The sequence below is a fragment of the Glaciimonas sp. PCH181 genome, from assembly GCF_003056055.1.
Taxonomy (GTDB): domain Bacteria; phylum Pseudomonadota; class Gammaproteobacteria; order Burkholderiales; family Burkholderiaceae_D; genus Glaciimonas.
Genome location: NZ_PYFP01000003.1, coordinates 86551 through 103498, shown reverse-complemented (window position 1 = coordinate 103498; position 16948 = coordinate 86551). Strand labels below are relative to the sequence as shown.

17 protein-coding genes are annotated in these 16948 nt (G+C 51.7%); 13 read left to right on the top strand and 4 right to left on the bottom strand.

Annotation, left to right across the window (positions count from 1 at the left end; genetic code table 11):
• Window positions 1–26 precede the first annotated feature (26 nt).
• Entirely contained in the window at window positions 27–1127 is a 1101-nt protein-coding gene (locus tag C7W93_RS21155; protein ID WP_108442325.1) for a sulfate/molybdate ABC transporter ATP-binding protein, read from the top strand.
• Window positions 1124–2056: a CysB family HTH-type transcriptional regulator gene (locus C7W93_RS21150; RefSeq protein ID WP_108442324.1), complete on the top strand. Its 933-nt coding sequence runs from the start codon at window positions 1124–1126 to the stop codon at window positions 2054–2056. The genes C7W93_RS21155 and C7W93_RS21150 overlap by 4 nt, the downstream gene beginning before the upstream one ends.
• Window positions 2057–2201: 145 nt before the next feature.
• Here the strand turns inward: C7W93_RS21150 and C7W93_RS24520 are convergent, their stop codons facing one another.
• Entirely contained in the window at window positions 2202–2735 is a 534-nt protein-coding gene (locus C7W93_RS24520) for a hypothetical protein (protein ID WP_146177593.1), read from the bottom strand.
• Between the two features lie 277 nt (window positions 2736–3012).
• On the opposite strand from C7W93_RS24520, the gene C7W93_RS21145 reads away from it, so the two are divergent.
• Both C7W93_RS21145 and C7W93_RS21140 read left to right on the top strand, forming a co-directional pair.
• Window positions 3013–3612 (top strand): 3'-5' exonuclease, encoded by a 600-nt coding sequence (locus tag C7W93_RS21145; RefSeq protein ID WP_370446511.1) that lies wholly within the window; start codon window positions 3013–3015, stop codon window positions 3610–3612.
• A gap of 85 nt (window positions 3613–3697) precedes the next feature.
• Window positions 3698–4180, top strand: a complete 483-nt coding sequence (locus tag C7W93_RS21140) for a ProQ/FINO family protein (protein WP_108442669.1) — start codon at window positions 3698–3700, stop codon at window positions 4178–4180.
• A gap of 225 nt (window positions 4181–4405) precedes the next feature.
• On the opposite strand, the gene C7W93_RS21135 is transcribed toward C7W93_RS21140, so the two are convergent.
• Together C7W93_RS21135 and C7W93_RS21130 are read right to left on the bottom strand one after the other, a co-directional pair.
• On the bottom strand, window positions 4406–5053 hold the full coding sequence (locus tag C7W93_RS21135) for a DsbA family oxidoreductase (RefSeq protein WP_108442323.1): 648 nt from the start codon (window positions 5051–5053) through the stop codon (window positions 4406–4408).
• 174 nt (window positions 5054–5227) lie between these two features.
• Window positions 5228–5821 (bottom strand): DUF1439 domain-containing protein, encoded by a 594-nt coding sequence (locus C7W93_RS21130; RefSeq protein WP_108442322.1) that lies wholly within the window; start codon window positions 5819–5821, stop codon window positions 5228–5230.
• 366 nt (window positions 5822–6187) lie between these two features.
• Between C7W93_RS21130 and mnmH the strand changes: the two genes are divergently transcribed.
• The 6 genes from mnmH (at window position 6188) to phnE (ending at window position 11875) form a co-directional block, all read left to right on the top strand.
• The gene (gene mnmH / locus C7W93_RS21125) at window positions 6188–7264 is read left to right on the top strand and encodes a tRNA 2-selenouridine(34) synthase MnmH (RefSeq protein WP_108442321.1); all 1077 of its coding nucleotides are present in this window, start codon (window positions 6188–6190) and stop codon (window positions 7262–7264) included.
• A 7-nt stretch (window positions 7265–7271) separates the two neighbouring features.
• Window positions 7272–8342 carry a selenide, water dikinase SelD gene (gene selD / locus C7W93_RS21120; RefSeq protein ID WP_108442320.1) on the top strand — a complete coding sequence of 357 codons (1071 nt, stop codon included), beginning with the start codon at window positions 7272–7274 and terminating at the stop codon, window positions 8340–8342.
• 64 nt (window positions 8343–8406) lie between these two features.
• Entirely contained in the window at window positions 8407–9285 is an 879-nt protein-coding gene (locus tag C7W93_RS21115) for a putative selenate ABC transporter substrate-binding protein (protein WP_108442319.1), read from the top strand.
• A gap of 10 nt (window positions 9286–9295) precedes the next feature.
• Window positions 9296–10153, top strand: a complete 858-nt coding sequence (locus C7W93_RS21110; RefSeq protein ID WP_108442318.1) for a phosphonate ABC transporter ATP-binding protein — start codon at window positions 9296–9298, stop codon at window positions 10151–10153.
• A gap of 10 nt (window positions 10154–10163) precedes the next feature.
• Complete coding sequence (locus C7W93_RS21105) at window positions 10164–11021, top strand: ABC transporter permease (RefSeq protein ID WP_108442317.1); 858 nt, start codon at window positions 10164–10166, stop codon at window positions 11019–11021.
• Window positions 11021–11875: a phosphonate ABC transporter, permease protein PhnE gene (gene phnE, locus C7W93_RS21100; RefSeq protein WP_108442316.1), complete on the top strand. Its 855-nt coding sequence runs from the start codon at window positions 11021–11023 to the stop codon at window positions 11873–11875. Before C7W93_RS21105 ends, phnE begins: the two co-directional genes overlap by 1 nt.
• A 165-nt stretch (window positions 11876–12040) precedes the next feature.
• Here phnE and C7W93_RS21095 read toward each other — a convergent pair whose 3' ends face one another.
• Window positions 12041–12925, bottom strand: coding sequence for a LysR substrate-binding domain-containing protein (locus tag C7W93_RS21095; protein WP_108442315.1), 885 nt, complete (start codon window positions 12923–12925; stop codon window positions 12041–12043).
• A 182-nt stretch (window positions 12926–13107) separates the two neighbouring features.
• Between C7W93_RS21095 and C7W93_RS21090 the strand changes: the two genes are divergently transcribed.
• From C7W93_RS21090 to C7W93_RS21080, 3 genes are all read left to right on the top strand, one after another.
• The gene (locus C7W93_RS21090; RefSeq protein ID WP_108442314.1) at window positions 13108–13857 is read left to right on the top strand and encodes an SDR family NAD(P)-dependent oxidoreductase; all 750 of its coding nucleotides are present in this window, start codon (window positions 13108–13110) and stop codon (window positions 13855–13857) included.
• A gap of 123 nt (window positions 13858–13980) precedes the next feature.
• On the top strand, window positions 13981–15015 hold the full coding sequence (locus C7W93_RS21085; protein ID WP_108442313.1) for a TRAP transporter substrate-binding protein: 1035 nt from the start codon (window positions 13981–13983) through the stop codon (window positions 15013–15015).
• 41 nt (window positions 15016–15056) lie between these two features.
• Window positions 15057–16907 carry a TRAP transporter large permease subunit gene (locus C7W93_RS21080; RefSeq protein WP_201747338.1) on the top strand — a complete coding sequence of 617 codons (1851 nt, stop codon included), beginning with the start codon at window positions 15057–15059 and terminating at the stop codon, window positions 16905–16907.
• Window positions 16908–16948: the final 41 nt, after the last annotated feature.

Genomic DNA, 16948 nt, shown 5'->3' with positions numbered 1-16948 from the left:
GCTGACACAATTATCAGGAGCATGCCATGGGCATTGAAGTCAATAATATCAATAAGAAATTTGGGCAATTCACGGCGTTGAATAATGTTTCGCTGAAGTTTCCCACCGGTGAACTGACCGCGTTATTAGGACCATCCGGTTGCGGAAAAACCACGTTGCTGCGGATTATCGCGGGGCTTGAAGGGCAAGACTCCGGTCAAGTGTTGCTGGATGGTGAAGACGCGTCATCGCGCCATGTGCGCGAACGTCAGGTCGGCTTTGTATTTCAGCATTACGCATTGTTCAAGCACATGACCGTGTTCGAAAATATTGCTTTTGGCTTGCGCGTCAAGCCGCGTGCAACACGTCCATCCGAAAGCGTCATCCGCGAAAAAGTAAAAAAACTGTTGGAGTTGGTCCAGCTGGATTGGCTGGCGGATCGGTTTCCGCCGCAACTGTCTGGCGGACAGCGGCAGCGGATAGCGCTGGCCCGCGCATTGGCAGTCGAGCCCCGCGTATTGCTGCTGGATGAGCCGTTCGGTGCGCTGGATGCAAAGGTTCGTAAAGAACTGCGACGCTGGTTGCGACGCTTGCATGACGAACTTCACGTGACCAGTATTTTTGTGACCCATGATCAGGAAGAAGCATTAGAAGTAGCCGATCAGATTGTGCTGATGAATAAAGGAAATGTAGAGCAAATCGGTGCCCCGCAAGAGGTGTATGAACATCCGGCATCGCCCTTTGTATATGGCTTTCTGGGTAACGTTAATCTATTCCATGGCCGCGTCCATCGTGGCGTGCTCGATACCGGCGGGATTCGTTTCGATGCGCCCAATCATGCCGAGGCAGAAGATGCTGCCGGAATCGGTTATGTACGTCCGCACGATTTGGATATCGAGCGTTATACCACTGGCGCCGAAGGCATCGTGGTGCAATTGAAGCGCGCCCATGCGATAGGACCGTTGGCGCAACTGGAGTTAGAGCGCGACGACAATGCAGAGCTGATCGAGGCGGTGATTTCGGCCGAGCGCTTTGCACGACTCAATTTAAAGGAGGGCGAAACGCTAGTCGTGCGCCCGCGTCGTTTGCATGTATTCGTTGACAATGCAGTCGACCAAAAGAACCAACATTATCAGGATGCCAGATGAATTTTCAGCAATTAAGATCTATCCGCGAGGCGGCACGCTGCGGCTTTAATTTGACCGAAGTCGCCAATGTCCTGTTCACTTCTCAGCCAGGCGTTAGCCGACAGATTCGCGAACTGGAAGAAGAATTAGGTGTCGATATTTTTGTGCGTAATGGCAAGCGCCTGATCGGCCTGACCGATCCCGGTAAAGGCATTTTGCAGATCGTCGAAAAGCTATTGCAGGAAGCTGAAAATTTGCGTCAGGCCAGCAAGGAATATTCCGGCGAAACCACCGGCACGCTGACCGTCGCAGCGACGCATACGCAAGCGCGTTATGCATTGCCACGGGTAGTGCAGGGATTCCGCGCACGCTTTCCTGATGTACGTATTGCATTGCAGCAGAGTTCGCCGGAACATATCGCCGAATGGGTTATTTCGGGTAAAGCCGATGTCGGCATTGCGACTGAAGGTCTGTCGCAATTTAAAGAGTTGATTTCGTTTCCGTGCTACGAGTGGAGTCACGTGGTGGTAGTGCCGCAGCATCATCCATTGCTGTTGGTAGAGCGCCCGATCAGTCTCAGCGATCTGGCTGCTTATCCATTGATTACCTACGATGTCGGTTTTACCGGACGCGGCCATATTGATGCAGCATTCAGGGCGGCGGGTATTACGCCGGATATCGTTCTGACGGCAATGGATTCCGACGTCATCCAACAATACGTTTCGCTGGAATTAGGGGTTGGGATTGTGGCTGCGATGGCGTCAGAACATACGCGTCAGAGTGGCTTGCAGACGATTGAAGTGGCGCATCTGTTTGCGTCAAACGTTACGCGATTGGCAGTGCGACGTGGCGCTTATTTGCGGTCTTACACGCTAGACTTTATCCTGCAGTTTGCGCCGCAATTGAAGCGCTCGGATATTATTCAGGCATTGCATGCCGAGTCGAACTAAGGCGTACTCGACGACATTGCCGGCTTACTGATTCGTCCGTTCGCTGTTAGCGGTATAAATGGGTCTGTCATTTTCTGGACGCGCTGCGTGTTAAAGAATGTCAGACCCGTTTGCGTTGTCAGCGTTACTTGACCAAGAACTGCATTTACCTTTCGCTGAATAATATTTCCGGCATCCAGCGATTTTCATCAATACGCCGCCCAGAGCCTGAATTAGTGGATGAGATGCTGAATCCGGACATGGACGCAGAGCGGAGTGATGCCAGGCTATTTGCGCGAGTAGTGACTTCCGACCCATCATCGGACGTAAACGATGATAGTGACGAGGAGAGCGACGCGACGCTATTCTGTGGCGTGGCTACTTCTGAGGAAAAGCTATTTCTTCTCATATTGCATTCTGAGTCGACGTCAGAGTGACTTAATGCAACGCTGCGCGCGGGCGGCCCGATACGGTCTGCATACTCAGCGATGATTTTCCTTAACAATTCTCCCTTTACCTCTTTGGCGCGGGACGTTGACGCGTCCAGTTTTTCTTGCATATGCAGGCCGGTCTTTTTAAAGCTATCAAACGCTGATGCAGATATATTTAAGTGCGATGCGCTTACTTGTTTGAGTAAATTTTTTAAAGACTTGGTGGAGGGTCTTCCTTTTTTCTCCGTCTGAAGTGTTAGTTCAGTCATTGTCATCGCGACGGGTGACGTTCTCTGTCCAGTGTTACAAATCGACATTACCATTTTTGTTACCTTTTCAATGTTGATGAAATTGCACTATTCATTATTTAATTATTTAATTATTTAGAAGGGGCAAGGGTAGACTCAGCCGGCATCTAGTAATATCTAATGCTTATGAAGCGGCGTTCGATTTTTCGCTTGGGGTGTGCACCAGATGCAGGCCTCAGACAGCGAATGACGCTTAAAAGTTTCTCAGAAGAAATATTGAGAATTTTGAGCACATGAAATGAATCCAATGACGATCAGCATGGCAATCGATGTAACCGAACCCTCACTCCCGTTTTATGAGGGTATCGCCCTTTCTGACGTGCGCGTGATTGAAACGCAGTCCCACGCGCAAGAGGCGCTGGCCGCGCTGTTGGCGGCGGATGTGATCGGCTTTGATACTGAGTCCAAACCGACCTTTAACAAAGGCGAGCAATCGGAAGGACCGCATTTGATTCAGCTGGCGACCGACGATATCGCTTATTTATTTCCTATCGGACGGTTTTCTTATGCTGAGGTGTTGAAAGCTGTTCTGGAGTCCAGCAAGATTCTGAAAGTCGGATTCGGTCTTGGTGACGATGTTAAACGGCTGAAAACAAAGTGTGGGATCGGTTCGGCACACGTTTTGGATTTATCTGTCGCGTTGCGGCAAGATAGCCGCAACGATGTGGGGGCCAAAACGGCGGTGGCGCGGTTGTTTGGCAGCCATTTGAGAAAATCCAAGAAGACCTCCACCAGTAACTGGGCTAAGTTCCCCCTCACCGAGCGTCAGATTCTTTACGCTGCCAATGACGCCCATGTAGCGTTGCGGATATATCGTTTTTGGCGCAAAAACGCCTAAAACCACAGCATAGCGCGGACCAAAACGCTTCTCCGTGCTATGCTTCCCGGCTTGAAAATACAAATGTCTTTTGTTGTCAATGACCATGACCAGTTCAACTACTAGCAACACCCCTGAAGTGACGCCGGCGATTGCGCCAGCCGTTAAGTCTGCTCCAGCGCAAAATGCACGTATTTTGCTCAAAGAATTGCAAGAAAAATTCCCTGCTTTCGGTGAATACATGCCGCTGGCAATTGGTATCGATAAACAGCTTATCGCACGTTGTCCTGAGTTGAATCGCAAGGTTTTGCGGATGGCGTTGGGTATGCACGTGAATTCGTTGCGCTACCTCAAGGGTATGGAAAAAGCGACGGTCAGATTTGATCTTGATGGCAAAACGACGGATGAAGTTACGGATGTGCATCGCACCCACGCTTCAGAAACGTTGCGCGAACGCTTCAAGAAAAATGCAGAACATCGCAAGCTGCAACGTGTAGCGGAAGAAGCCGCACGTTTAGCCGAAGAAGAAGCACGTCAGCGTACTGAAAAGTTGAATCAATTAACCGCGAAGTTTTCGCGTAAAGGTTAATTGCACAATTTGGGGCGTTGAATGCAAATGGGGCGCCAAGAGGCGCCCCATCGTTTGATCAGTTACCGAATACTGAATTAGTTTCTATCGCAACCATCGCAGCAATGACTTGGCGGTTAGCAATGTCGTCAGTCGCAGTCACTGCGATTCTTTACTTGCAAGTCCGCCGGAAAACGCTAATCAGCGGCTGATTTAGTCACTGATTAGCCACTGATTAAGCCGTTATCATCCCATTTCAGCAATTTTCCGTAATGCCCGTTCAAACTCATCAGCCGGTTGACCGCCCTGAATCAAATGGCGATCATTGATGATCACTGCTGGCACCGAATGAATCCCATTGTCCAGATACAGGTGTTCTTGCTGTTTTACTTCGGTGGCAAATTTGTCGGATGCCAGAAGTTCTCTGGCGCTATCGCCATTCAATCCTACTGACTCGGCCACGGCTATCAATACCTGATGATCGCCGGGATTTTTTCCTTCGGTGAAATAGGCTTCAAACAGCGCGCGCTTCAGCGCCAATTGCTTGCCTTCCGCCTCGGCCCAATGCAGCAAGCGATGGGCATCGAAAGTGTTATAAATCCGGCTACGCTTATCGAAGTTAAAGGTGAAACCGCCTTGTGCGCCGCGCTCGCGGATCATCTCGCTACTTTGCGCACGCTGCTCTGGCGTTGAGCCATACTTTTTCGCCAGATGTTCGCCAATATCCTCGCCCTCGGCTGGCATGTCTGGATTCAGTTCGAATGGCTGAAAATGGATATCCGCCGTGATATCGCCTTCCACTCTGGTGAGCGCTTCTTGCAAAGAATTCAATCCGATCACGCACCATGGGCATGACACATCGGAAACAAAGTCTATCTTCATTTTTTTCGTCATTTTTGCATCCTTATTACGTGTTCTTTTGCGGGCGTCGCACAGCGCGACGTCCTCGCAGTTCGGTGTCAGTCCACTCGTTGGGAGTGCGCCTGCTTATTAAGATGGATCGGATTTTATTGAATGCAATAGCTAGATTGTGGAAAAATCCGTGTAATTAACCGCTATTTTTCAGGGTTAGGTTTCTTTAACCTCAACCACGATACCGTCGGTTTGCATCGTGATTGCGCCCGGTTCAAAGGTTTTTCCCCCTAAGCGTAAATCCTCAGGTTTAAACGTATAAATAGGATAATTGTTTAAAACCTGTTCTGCTACGACAGCACCGATTGCATTCAGTTGTTGTGCATATTGAGCACCGATACCGCCCACGTCGACCCGCTCTACGCGGGGTGCGTCAAGCCGGATAGAGCGCGAAGGAGGATCATACTTAAGGCGACTGCTTAGCGTCAGCGTGCCTGTTATCGGTGCGGCTAGTAACAGATTGCTAACGACTTTCATGTCGACGACTGTCACAACGCGGTTATCCGCGACATTTAACGTTAAGCGCGGATGACTCAATTGCACTTGAAACACTTGGGCGTACTGAAGATTGGCCGGAAAATGCGGTTCGATTCGGGCTTGCAGATCAGCCAGCGGCAATGTGTAGTTGTTTGTCCAGACGTTATAACCGGCGTTTGCCACGCTTGTTGCCGTCAGGCCTGCAACGGCCAGCGTTGCGGTGAGGGCGGTCATTAGCCCGGCTTTGATCAAGTTGCGTCGTTTTACTTGCATGCCAGAGTTGCCTTCAGGGTGATGTTGATCAGGGTATTGTTAGCTGCGAGACGGGGAATAACTGGGAACAACGTGGAATAGACTCATTTTAAGATCGCCGCGTTCCCTGCAGAGTTGTTAAATTAATCAGTTGAGGCAATGTTTGTCTTCTCGCCAGTCTATGCAACTAGTCTATATACTCCGTCCCAAGGCCGTCAGTATCAGGCAATTGGGATGCGCGATACTTACTATTGCGTGAATTGTGTGACTTTGTTGCGGCTTACTTTTTCTCCTTACGCATTTCTTTCACGTTACCGGACTCGCGCACTCATAAATCATGCCAGATTACCCTCGTCACAGATCATCGCTTTACGAAAACGTTGCCTCATGAAGTATCCAGCGGTTTTGCCTTTTACTGAAATCTTGCCGCAACTCAGCACGTTTGACGCCATCATCGACGCCCGCAGTCCTTCTGAATTTGCCGAAGATCATATTCCCGGTGCCATCAATTGTCCGGTGCTGGACGATGCGCAACGGGTTTGTGTTGGTACGATGTACAAACAAATCAATGCTTTTGAGGCTAAGAAGGTCGGCGCAATGATGATCGCCCGCAATATCGCTCAGCATATCGAGACCTTATTTATCGATAAGCCCAAGGATTGGAAACCGTTGATTTATTGCTGGCGTGGCGGCAGCAGAAGCGGTGCAATGTCGCACATATTGGCAAAAATCGGCTGGCCGGTCATTCAACTGGATGGTGGCTACAAAGAATATCGACGCCACGTCAGCGCAACGATTGCAGAGCATGCCGAGCGCTTGACCTACACCGTGGTGTGCGGTCCGACCGGCAGCGGTAAAAGCCGATTGCTGCAAGTCTTGGCGGCGCAAGGTGCGCAGGTGCTCGATTTGGAAAAGCTCGCTGCCCATCGCGGTTCCGTATTAGGCAATTTGCCGACCGCATTGCAGCCGTCACAAAAAGCGTTTGAGAGTAGCATTTGGGAGTTGTTACGCAATTTCGATCCGGCTTTGCCCGTTTTTGTTGAATCTGAAAGCAAAAAAGTCGGCAATTTGCGTGTGCCGGATGCGTTGATGGATAAAATACGCAGTTCGCCGTGTCTTGCCATAACGCTGTCTCAGCCAAACCGCGTTAAATTACTGATGGATGATTACCTGCATTTTGTGAGCGATCCGACCTTGCTGAATACGCAGCTTAGTTGTCTGGTCGCGTTACACGGTCGTGAAACCATCAGTCGCTGGCAAAAAATGGCCGTAGATGGTCACATGGAAGAATTGGTTGAGGCCTTGCTGGTGAAGCACTATGATCCTGCTTATTTGCAGTCGATCAAACGCAATTTTGGCCAATTTTCTGCGGCACAAGTGTTGGATTTAGCGGATATCTCGGACGAAACCTTTTTAAGCGCGGCGCGTGGTTTACATCCAGCGACAAGAACATCATTTACCTAGGATTTGTATGACTGATACCTCGACGCCAAGCAGTAAGCCAGCCATTAAACTGACGTCGTTCTCGCACGGCGGCGGTTGCGGCTGCAAGATTGCGCCCGGCGTGCTGGCGGAAATCCTCAAAAACTCGACCGGCTTTGCAGTGCCGAAAGAACTTATGGTCGGCATTGAAACTGCCGACGATGCCGCCGTCTATAAATTAAACGACGAGCAAGCGCTGATCGCCACCACCGATTTTTTCATGCCTATCGTTGATGATCCTTACGATTTTGGTCGCATCGCTGCCACCAATGCCATTTCGGACGTCTACGCGATGGGTGGCACACCGATCATGGCATTGGCGCTGGTGGGAATGCCGATCGATAAATTACCGATTGAGGTGATCGGCAAGATTCTCAAAGGCGGCGAATCGATTTGCGCCGAGGCGGGCATCCCGATTGCTGGCGGTCATACCATTGATTCGGTTGAGCCGATTTATGGCCTGGTAGTGCTCGGTCTGGTGCATCCGTCCAAAGTGAAGCGCAACGCTGGCGCAAAAGCAGGCGACAAAATCATTTTAGGCAAGCCTATCGGCGTTGGTGTTTTGTCTGCCGCACTTAAAAAAGATGCGTTGGATGCCCAAGGTTATGCCGCCTTGATCGAGAACACCACAAAACTGAATAAGCCGGGCAAACTGTTGTCCGAATTGGATGGCGTGCATGCGCTGACCGATGTTACCGGCTTTGGCTTATTGGGCCATTTGCTGGAACTGGCGCGTGCTGCAAAGCTAAGCGCGGCGTTAAATATGCATCAAATTCCCTTGCTGCCAGATGTGCAGCGTTTAGCGGAGCAGGGTTATATCACTGGCGCATCGGGACGTAATTGGGACGGCTATGGTCGCGAAGTAATCTTGGACGACGCTATTACTAGCGTGCAGAAAGCGTTACTGACCGATCCCCAAACTTCAGGTGGATTGCTGGTTTCATGCGCGCCGGATGCGGTCGATGCAGTGCTAGCGTTGTTTCAGCGAGAAGGTTTTGCCGATGCGGCCGTCGTCGGGGAAATGCAAGCGGGCGCGCCCGGAATTAACGTATTGCCATAAATGTGATCCAGTAAAAAAATATTAACCGTTTGATTCACACTCCTTAAAACTACAAGAGGGCGCCATGATTCGATTTTCTTCCTCATCCACACTCAAATCGCTATTAGCCACCGTGGTTGCAGCGGTTTCTTTGAGCACAACCGGATTGGTCCATGCGCAGCAGGTATTGCGCGTATCGGCGATTCCTGATGAAGCGCCGACCGAACTTCAGCGCAAATTCAAGCCGTTGGGTGCTTATCTGGAGAAAAAACTGGCAATGAAGGTTGAATTCACGCCGGTGACTGACTATGCCGCATCGGTCGAAGGTTTGATCAATAACAAACTCGACATGGTCTGGTTTGGCGGTTTTACGTTTGTGCAGGCCAATGCGCGCAGCGGCGGCAAAGTTATTCCTATCGTGCAGCGTGAAGAAGATCAAAAATTCCAGTCCGTATTTGTGACGACCAATAAGTCGATCAACAAACTGGAAGATTTAAAAGGTAAAAATTTCAGCTTTGGTTCGGAATCTTCGACCTCCGGCCATTTGATGCCACGTTCGTACTTGTTAGCAGCAAAGATCAATCCCGATGTTGACATGAAGCGCATTGCTTTTTCTGGCGCGCATGACGCTACTGTTGCGGCGGTCGCTGGCGGCAAAGTCGATGCCGGTGCGTTGAATATCTCGGTATGGGAAAAGCTGGTGGCAGAAGGCAAGGTTGATCCAAAAGTGGTGCGCGTGTTTTACACTACGCCCGGTTATTACGACTATAACTGGAGCGTGCGTTCGGACATGAATCCGGTTCTGCGCCAAAAATTGACTGACGCATTTTTGGCGTTAAATAAAGACAATCCGCAAGATAAAGAAATACTGGATTTGCAACGCGCTACGCGATTTATTCCTACCAAAGCAGAAAATTATGCAGCGATTGAGGCAGCGGCACGCAATGCGGGTTTGCTGAAGTAAAGCGGATGGCATGATATTTTCTTTCACTAATTTATCTGTTCGTCATCCAAGTGCAACCAATGCCACGCTAGCGTTGCAAGACTTGACGCTGGCAATCGATCAGGGCGAACAGATCGCGCTGATCGGGCCGTCCGGCGCGGGCAAGACCACGTTGCTGCATACCCTGGCTTGCGCATTAAAGCCGGAGCAGGGTAGTTTTACCTTGTTTGGCGAAGATCCATGGCGGCTGAGCAGTGCTGCCCGCCATGCGTTACGTGCGCGTCTTTTTTTGGCACCGCAAACGCCGCCGTTGCCACCACGTCAGCGTGTAGTCAGTGCTGTATTGGCGGGCTTGTTGCCGCAATGGAGCGTATGGCAAGCGATCAGATCGCTCATCAAACCGGCTTATCCAATCGCCGCTTTTAATGCTTTGGCGCGGGTGAATTTGCAAGATAAACTTTACGCACGGGTGGATCGTTTGTCCGGTGGAGAGCGGCAACGCTGCGGCATGGCGCGACTATTAATTAGTCAGGCCGACTTATTTTTAGTCGATGAGCCGTTATCGGCGCTAGACCCTACGCTGGCTTTACAGACCTTGTCGGTATTGCAGCAGGAAGCAAGCACACGCGGCGCAACTCTCATATGCAGTCTGCATCAGGTTGCATTGGCACGTGAATATTTCCCCCGGATCGTTGGGCTGAGAGGCGGCCGCATTGTATTTGATGCTGCGCGGGAAAATGTGACCAATGCCATGATCGATGCGCTGTATCGGAATAGTAGCGAAGCCAGCGGCGAACAAACGCCAGACGGCGAAACGGCGCAACACGATGCGCATTCTTCCATGGTGCAACCAGCGCTGGCATCTGCCGCGCTCACGCCGCGCTGCTAAGTCCGTATCCATGTCTACCCCCAATTCAAATAATGCCTTGCGATTGCAAGACAACTTGCACCGCGATCCGGCATGGCGTGGGCGCGTCATGATGTCTATCGTCGCGCTGGTCTTGCTATGGCCGATGCTGGTGCTTAGCGAATTTAAGCCGTGGACATTACTGGACGCCCAAAGTCTGGGCGCGACAGGTAAATTTCTCGCCAGTTTTGCACCGCCCGCGCATTCGTTGGAATTTTTAAAAATGGTTGCCGGTGCAACTTGGGACACCATCGCAATGGCAACCATCGGCATGACGTTGGCGATGCTGGCAGCGATACCGATGACGATGGTCGTGACGGCGCATTTATCGATTTCTCGCCTTGGCACCGGGCGGATGGGGCGTTTTGCGATGCTGGTACGGGAAGCTGTGCGTTGGTTGCTGGTGCTGCTGCGTAGCGTGCCTGAATTGGTGTGGGCTTTATTGTTGGTGCGTATCGTAGGGTTGGGGCCTACCGCCGGGGTGATCGCGATTGCATTGACGTACTGCGGAATGCTGGGAAAAGTGTATGCGGAAATTCTTGAATCTTCGGATTCGCATGCATCGGATACGTTGCTAAAAAATGGCAGCGGACGTTTGGCTGCGCTGTTATATGGTGCGTTGCCGGAGTCGGCGGCTGAATTGGTGTCGTACACGGTTTATCGTTGGGAATGCGCAATCCGGGGATCGGTTGTGATGGGTTTTGTTGGCGCTGGCGGGCTTGGTCAGCGCATGGATGAGTCCATGAAAATGATGGCCGGTGATGAGTTATCGACGATGTTGTTGATTTTTGTTTTGTTGGTTGCCGCGGCGGATGCCGTTAGCAAGATGTTGCGCGGAAGGCTTGCTTAATGGCTTCTATTAACACTCGCTCAGCGGCAGTTAAGTTACATCCTGCGTTAGCTGTCCTTCCTGAATACGCCACTTTGCCGGAAGCACCGCGCTGGCGCTTGTCGACGGTTGCATTGTTGTTGGGTTTAGTGGCGCTGATCGTCATCAGTTTTATCTCGTTGCCGCTGCAATGGGGTGGATTTTTTACGCAGGAAGCGGTGCGGACGACGGGAGAGTTTTTGCATGGTTTTGCACCGCCAGAGTTGTCTGTGCCGTTCTTGCTTAAAATTGCGATTGGTACAGCGGAGACGTTATCGATGTCGGCATTGGGGACAATATTGGCGGCGATTGCGGGGGTGGTTTTGGGGTTGCCAGCAAGTGGTCGGTTTGGTGGTGTTGCGCGGGCGGCGACGCGTACTTTGTTGAATGTTCTGCGGTCAATTCCTGAATTGGTATGGGCGTCGATATTGTTGATTGCAGCGGGGCTTGGGCCGTTTGCAGGCACGCTGGCATTGGCTGCGCATACTTCTGGCGTGCTGGGGCGGTTGTTTGCGGATGCGTATGAGAATACTTCTTCGCTGCCGGAAAGTACGTTGCGGACTAATGGTGTTGGAGCTGTTCCGGCGTTTTTGTATGCGACATTGCAGCAGACTTTGCCGCAGATGATGTCTTATACTTTGTATCGGTGGGAGAATAATATTCGTGCTGCTGCGATCCTTGGGGTTGTAGGGGCGGGGGGATTGGGGCAGATGCTGAAATACCATTTGTCGTTGTTTCAGATGCAGCAGGCTGCTAATGTTATTTTGGCGATGCTGGTGATGGTGGCGGTGGTGGATTCTGTTAGTTTTATATTGCGTAGCTGGTTGACGAAATAAGTTCGGTTTTGGTGGTGATTAAAACGGGTTTTTCTCCGTAGATTTTGTCGGGGGTAGCCTGACAGCTAGTCACTTTTTTTTTGCTTCGTTAAGTGCCCCTGGTTTGCATCCACGGAGCACAAACCGTGTCAACAACCAGCAACACTGAACTAAACAAATCCAATGTCATCTTCCTGCCGCCTGATCCATAATCCAGGCAATAAATCTCCCCACCTTAGACCGCTTAGCGTGCGCCGCCGGATAAACCAAATGATGTGCATAAACCCGAATCCCACTTTGATCCGGAAACACCGGCACCAACAACCCCCGCTTCAAAAAATCCTCCGACAACCGATTGCTTTCCAAAGCAATCCCCAACCCCTGAACCGCCGCCTCAATCGACATATAAGCACGATCAAAACTCAACCCATATTGGCTAGGGCTAACCGGCAACCCATGCGCAGCAAACCACTGCGGCCACTGCACCAGATTCACCTCAGAAAAAATCAAATTTTGCTGCAACAAATTCTGCGCACCGCGCAAATCCAATTCCGCAGATAAAGCCGGACTAATCACCGGCATAATCTCTTCAGTAAAAATCGTCTCCACATGTAAGTCAGCCCACCGCACCGCCCCATATCGAATATCCAAATCAATATCCCCATGCGAAAACTCGGTGTACATATGCGACGCCGACAACCGCAACCGAATATCCGGATGCGTCTTCATAAAATGTGGCAAACGCGGCATCAACCACAGACTGGCAAAACTGGGCGCACTATGCACCCGCAATATCTCAATCCCATCCTCCCCACGCGCACTTTGCGCAGCATTCGCAATCAACGCCAACGCCCCCGCCAGACTTTGTTGATAACGCTCACCGGCGGGTGTCAGCGTAACGCCCCGAAATGTGCGCTCAAACAATTTCATCCCTATAAAAGCTTCCAGATTAGAGATTTGATGACTGACCGCTGACGGCGTCAGATTTAACTCCTCAGCCGCCTTGCTGATGTTGGTATGACGGGCGACGACTTCAAATGCGATGACCGATTTTAGAGGAGGTAGATGCATTGTTGGCTGTTAGTAGCGAGTGGAATCGATCGGATGAAATGCGCGGGAAAATGTCAGCTATGAAAAAAATTCAAAGCACTTTGAAGGATTGTAGCTTGCTGGCCCCCCGGTCGCATGAAATACTCATTTCGTCATATTAATTATTACAAAGATAACAAAGTTATCAATCTAAGGAGACTCAGGTGCTATTAAAAAATAAAGTTGCCGTGATTACCGGCGCAGCCTCTGCCAGAGGAATCGGCAAGGCCGTCGCCCGTTTGTTCGCCAGCCATGGCGCACTCATCGCCATCCTCGATCTGGATGCAGAAGCCGCCGCCGCTGCCGCAGCCGATATCGGGCCCGCCCACATCGGCCTGGCGTGCGATGTCACCGATAAAGCCGCCTGCCAAAAGGCCGCGCAAGAAGTCCTGCAACGGCTGGGACACGTCGATATTCTAGTCAACAATGCAGGCATCACCCAGCCCCTGAAAATCATGGAAATCGAGGCCGCCAATTACGAGGCCGTCACCGATGTTTCGTTGCGCGGCACGCTCTATATGAGCCAAGCGTTTATCCCCCACATGCGTGGCCGTCACAGCGGTTCAATCGTCTGCCTGTCATCGGTATCCGCACAGCGCGGCGGCGGAATTTTTGGTGGCCCGCATTACTCAGCGGCAAAAGCAGGGGTGCTGGGGCTGGCGCGTGCCATGGCGCGGGAATTGGGGCCGGATAATATCCGCGTCAATTCGTTGACACCGGGTTTGATCCAGACCGACATTACCGCAGGCAAGCTGACCGACCAAATGAAGATTGATATCTTAAAAGGCATTCCGCTGAATCGTCTGGGCGATGCGGCGGACGTGGCGAATAGCTGCTTGTTTCTTGCCAGCGATCTTTCCAGTTATCTGACTGGCGTCACGCTGGATGTGAACGGCGGGATGCTGATTCATTAAAAACTATCATGCTAGAAGTTGTCTTGCAGTAACAGTCGTTAAAACAAAAAAGCCCGGAAATATCCGGGCACATAAAAATAATTAAGTCGCAAAGCTGTTCCTATCCAAAACAGGAGACAAAAAATGAAACACGATGATAGCCTCGGTCAGCAGGGCCACGCCCGCCGCAAAATCCTCGCCTATGGCGCTGTGTTGCCGTTGTCGGCAATGATCGGCAAATACGCTCACGCAGCGGAATTCAATTACAAAATGGCCACCGGGCAAGATCCCACGCATCCGGTCAACAAACGTGCGCAGGATGCGATCAACCGGATCAAGGAGGCCAGTGGCGGCCGTGTCGATATTCGTCTGTTTCCCGCCAATCAGCTTGGTTCCGATACCGATCTTTTGGCGCAAGTACGAAATGGCGGCGTTGAATTTTTCAATCTGGCGTCATCCATTCTCGCCACGCTGGTGCCTGCTTCTGGCATCGTGAATACCGGTTTCGCGTTTAACAGTTATGCGCAAGTCTGGAAAGCGGTCGATGGGCCTTTAGGCAAATATATTCGCAGTGAGATTGAGAAGTTCGGCATCGTCACCGTTTCGCGTAGTTGGGATAACGGCTTCCGCCAACTTACTTCATCGACCCGCGCAATTCATACGCCCGAGGATTTGCGCGGCTTCAAAATGCGGGTGCCTCCAGCACCGATTCTGACGTCGCTATTTCAGGCATTGGGTGCCGGGCCGACACCGATTAATTTCAATGAAGTGTATTCGGCATTGCAGACCAAGCTGGTCGAGGGGCAAGAAAATCCGTTGCCGATCATCGCCACTGCACGTCTCTATGAAGTCCAAAAATATTGCAGCATGACCAGCCACGTCTGGGACGGCTATTGGATACTCGGAAATCGCAGGGCGATGGAAAAATTACCCGCCGATATGCAAGTCATTGTGCGGCGCGAGTTTGATCGTTCCGCGCTCGATCAACGCGCCGATATTGCCAAGCTGAACGATACCTTACGGCAGGACATGACCGGCAAAGGTTTGCAGTTCGTCGATGTCGATAAAAATGCCTTCCGCGATGCGTTGCGCAAGAGTAGCTTTTACAAAGACTGGAAAGCAAAGTTCGGCGAGCAAGGCTGGAACTTATTGCAGCAAGAGGTCGGAGCATTAGCATGATGGCCGCCAGTCATCACAGCGATGCGTCATCGCAGCAACAAATGCATCCGCGAAGCCACGGTATCGGCTTGGCGCAGCTGGAAAAAGCGCTAGGTTGGATTGTTGAAGTGCCAGCCGCGATTGCGGTTGTTGCAGAGGTGCTGATTTTGCTTTCAAGTGTGATCGCAAGATTTGTGTTTCATCAGCCGCTGGTGTGGGCCGATGAGTTGGCATCGACCGTGTTTTTATGGTTGGCGATGTTCGGCGCAGCAGTCGCATTGCGGCGTGGCGAACATATGCGCATGACCGCGCTGGTGAGCAAACTTTCCGGTGAATGGCGGGCGCGGGTGGAGGCGCTGGCGGTCGCCACACCCTGTTTATTTCTAGCATTATTGCTGTGGCCCGCAATTGACTATGCGCAGCAGGAATGGGTGGTGCAATCGCCTGCGCTGGGGCTGCCCGGCACCTTGCGCGAGGCGGCATTGCCGGTCGGTTGCCTATTAATGCTGGCGATTTGCGGCTTGCGGTTGCTGCGATTTCAAACCTACCGTTTGCGTAATCTGGCGTTCGTCGGGGTTACGCTAGCCGTGATTGCGATTGCCCTTTATCTGGGCGCAAGCGCCTTACAAACCATCGGTAACTGGAATTTACTATTTTTCTTTGTGCTGCTAGTCGGCGCTGGCGTATTGGCCGGCGTGCCGATTGCATTCTGTTTTGGCCTCGTGACTGTGGCCTATTTGCTGGTGACGACATCGACGCCGCTAGAGGTGGTGTCGGGCCGGATTAACGAGGGCATGAGTTCTTTGATTTTGCTAGCGGTGCCGCTGTTTATCCTGCTGGGCCAACTGATTGAAATGACGCAGATGGCAAAGGCAATGGTCGGATTTCTGGCGTCGTTACTAGGACATGTGCGCGGCGGTTTGTCTTACGTACTGCTGGGCGCAATGATGTTGGTGTCGGGGATTTCGGGCGCAAAAACAGCGGACATGGCGGCAGTCGCGCCGGTGTTGTTTCCCGAGATGAAAAAGCGCGGTATGGATGAGGGCGAGTTGGTGTCCTTGCTGGCAGCATCGGGTGCCATGGCGGAGACCATTCCACCATCACTAGTGCTGATTACGATTGGATCGGTGACAGGCGTATCGATTGCCGCGTTGTTCACTGGCGGTCTGCTGCCCGGCGTCGTGTTGGCTTTGGTGCTGGCGCTGTTGGCACGCTACCGGATTCCTGAAAAAAATATGGTCGGTATCAAACGCGCACCGGCTGCCGAGGTTTTACGTAGTTTTGTGATCGCATTGCCCGCGCTGGCGATACCTGTATTGATCCGCACCGCAGTGGTAGAGGGCGTAGCAACGGCAACGGAAGTATCGACCATCGGCATCGTCTACACCATTCTGGTTGGCGTACTGGTCTATCGCCGTTTCGATGTGCGCAGGATATTCCCGATGCTGGTGGAGACCGCTTCATTGTCTGGTGCAATTCTGTTCATTATCGGCACGGCAACCTGCATGGCGTGGGCTTTGACGCAGTCCGGTTTTTCGCATGCTTTGGCGGCTGCGATGGCTGCGGTACCGGGTGGCCGCTGGGGATTTCTGTTGATTTCAATTGTCACTTTTATCGTCTTGGGCAGCGTGTTGGAAGGGATTCCGGCGATGGTGTTGTTTGGTCCATTGTTGTTCCCGATTGCCCGTCAGCTTGGCGTGCATGAGGTGCATTACGCGATGGTGGTGATTCTGGCGATGGGAATCGGCTTGTTCGCGCCACCTTTTGGATTGGGCTATTACAGCGCTTGCACGATAGGCCGGGTCAGTCCGGATGCGGGGATGCGGCGCATTTGGCCTTACCTTGGCGCGCTGCTTTTGGCATTGCTAGTGGTGGCAGCGATCCCTTGGATTTCAATTGGTTTTCTCCATTAATGCCTACCGACAAACATGAAAAATTGCAGACTCAAAGGAAA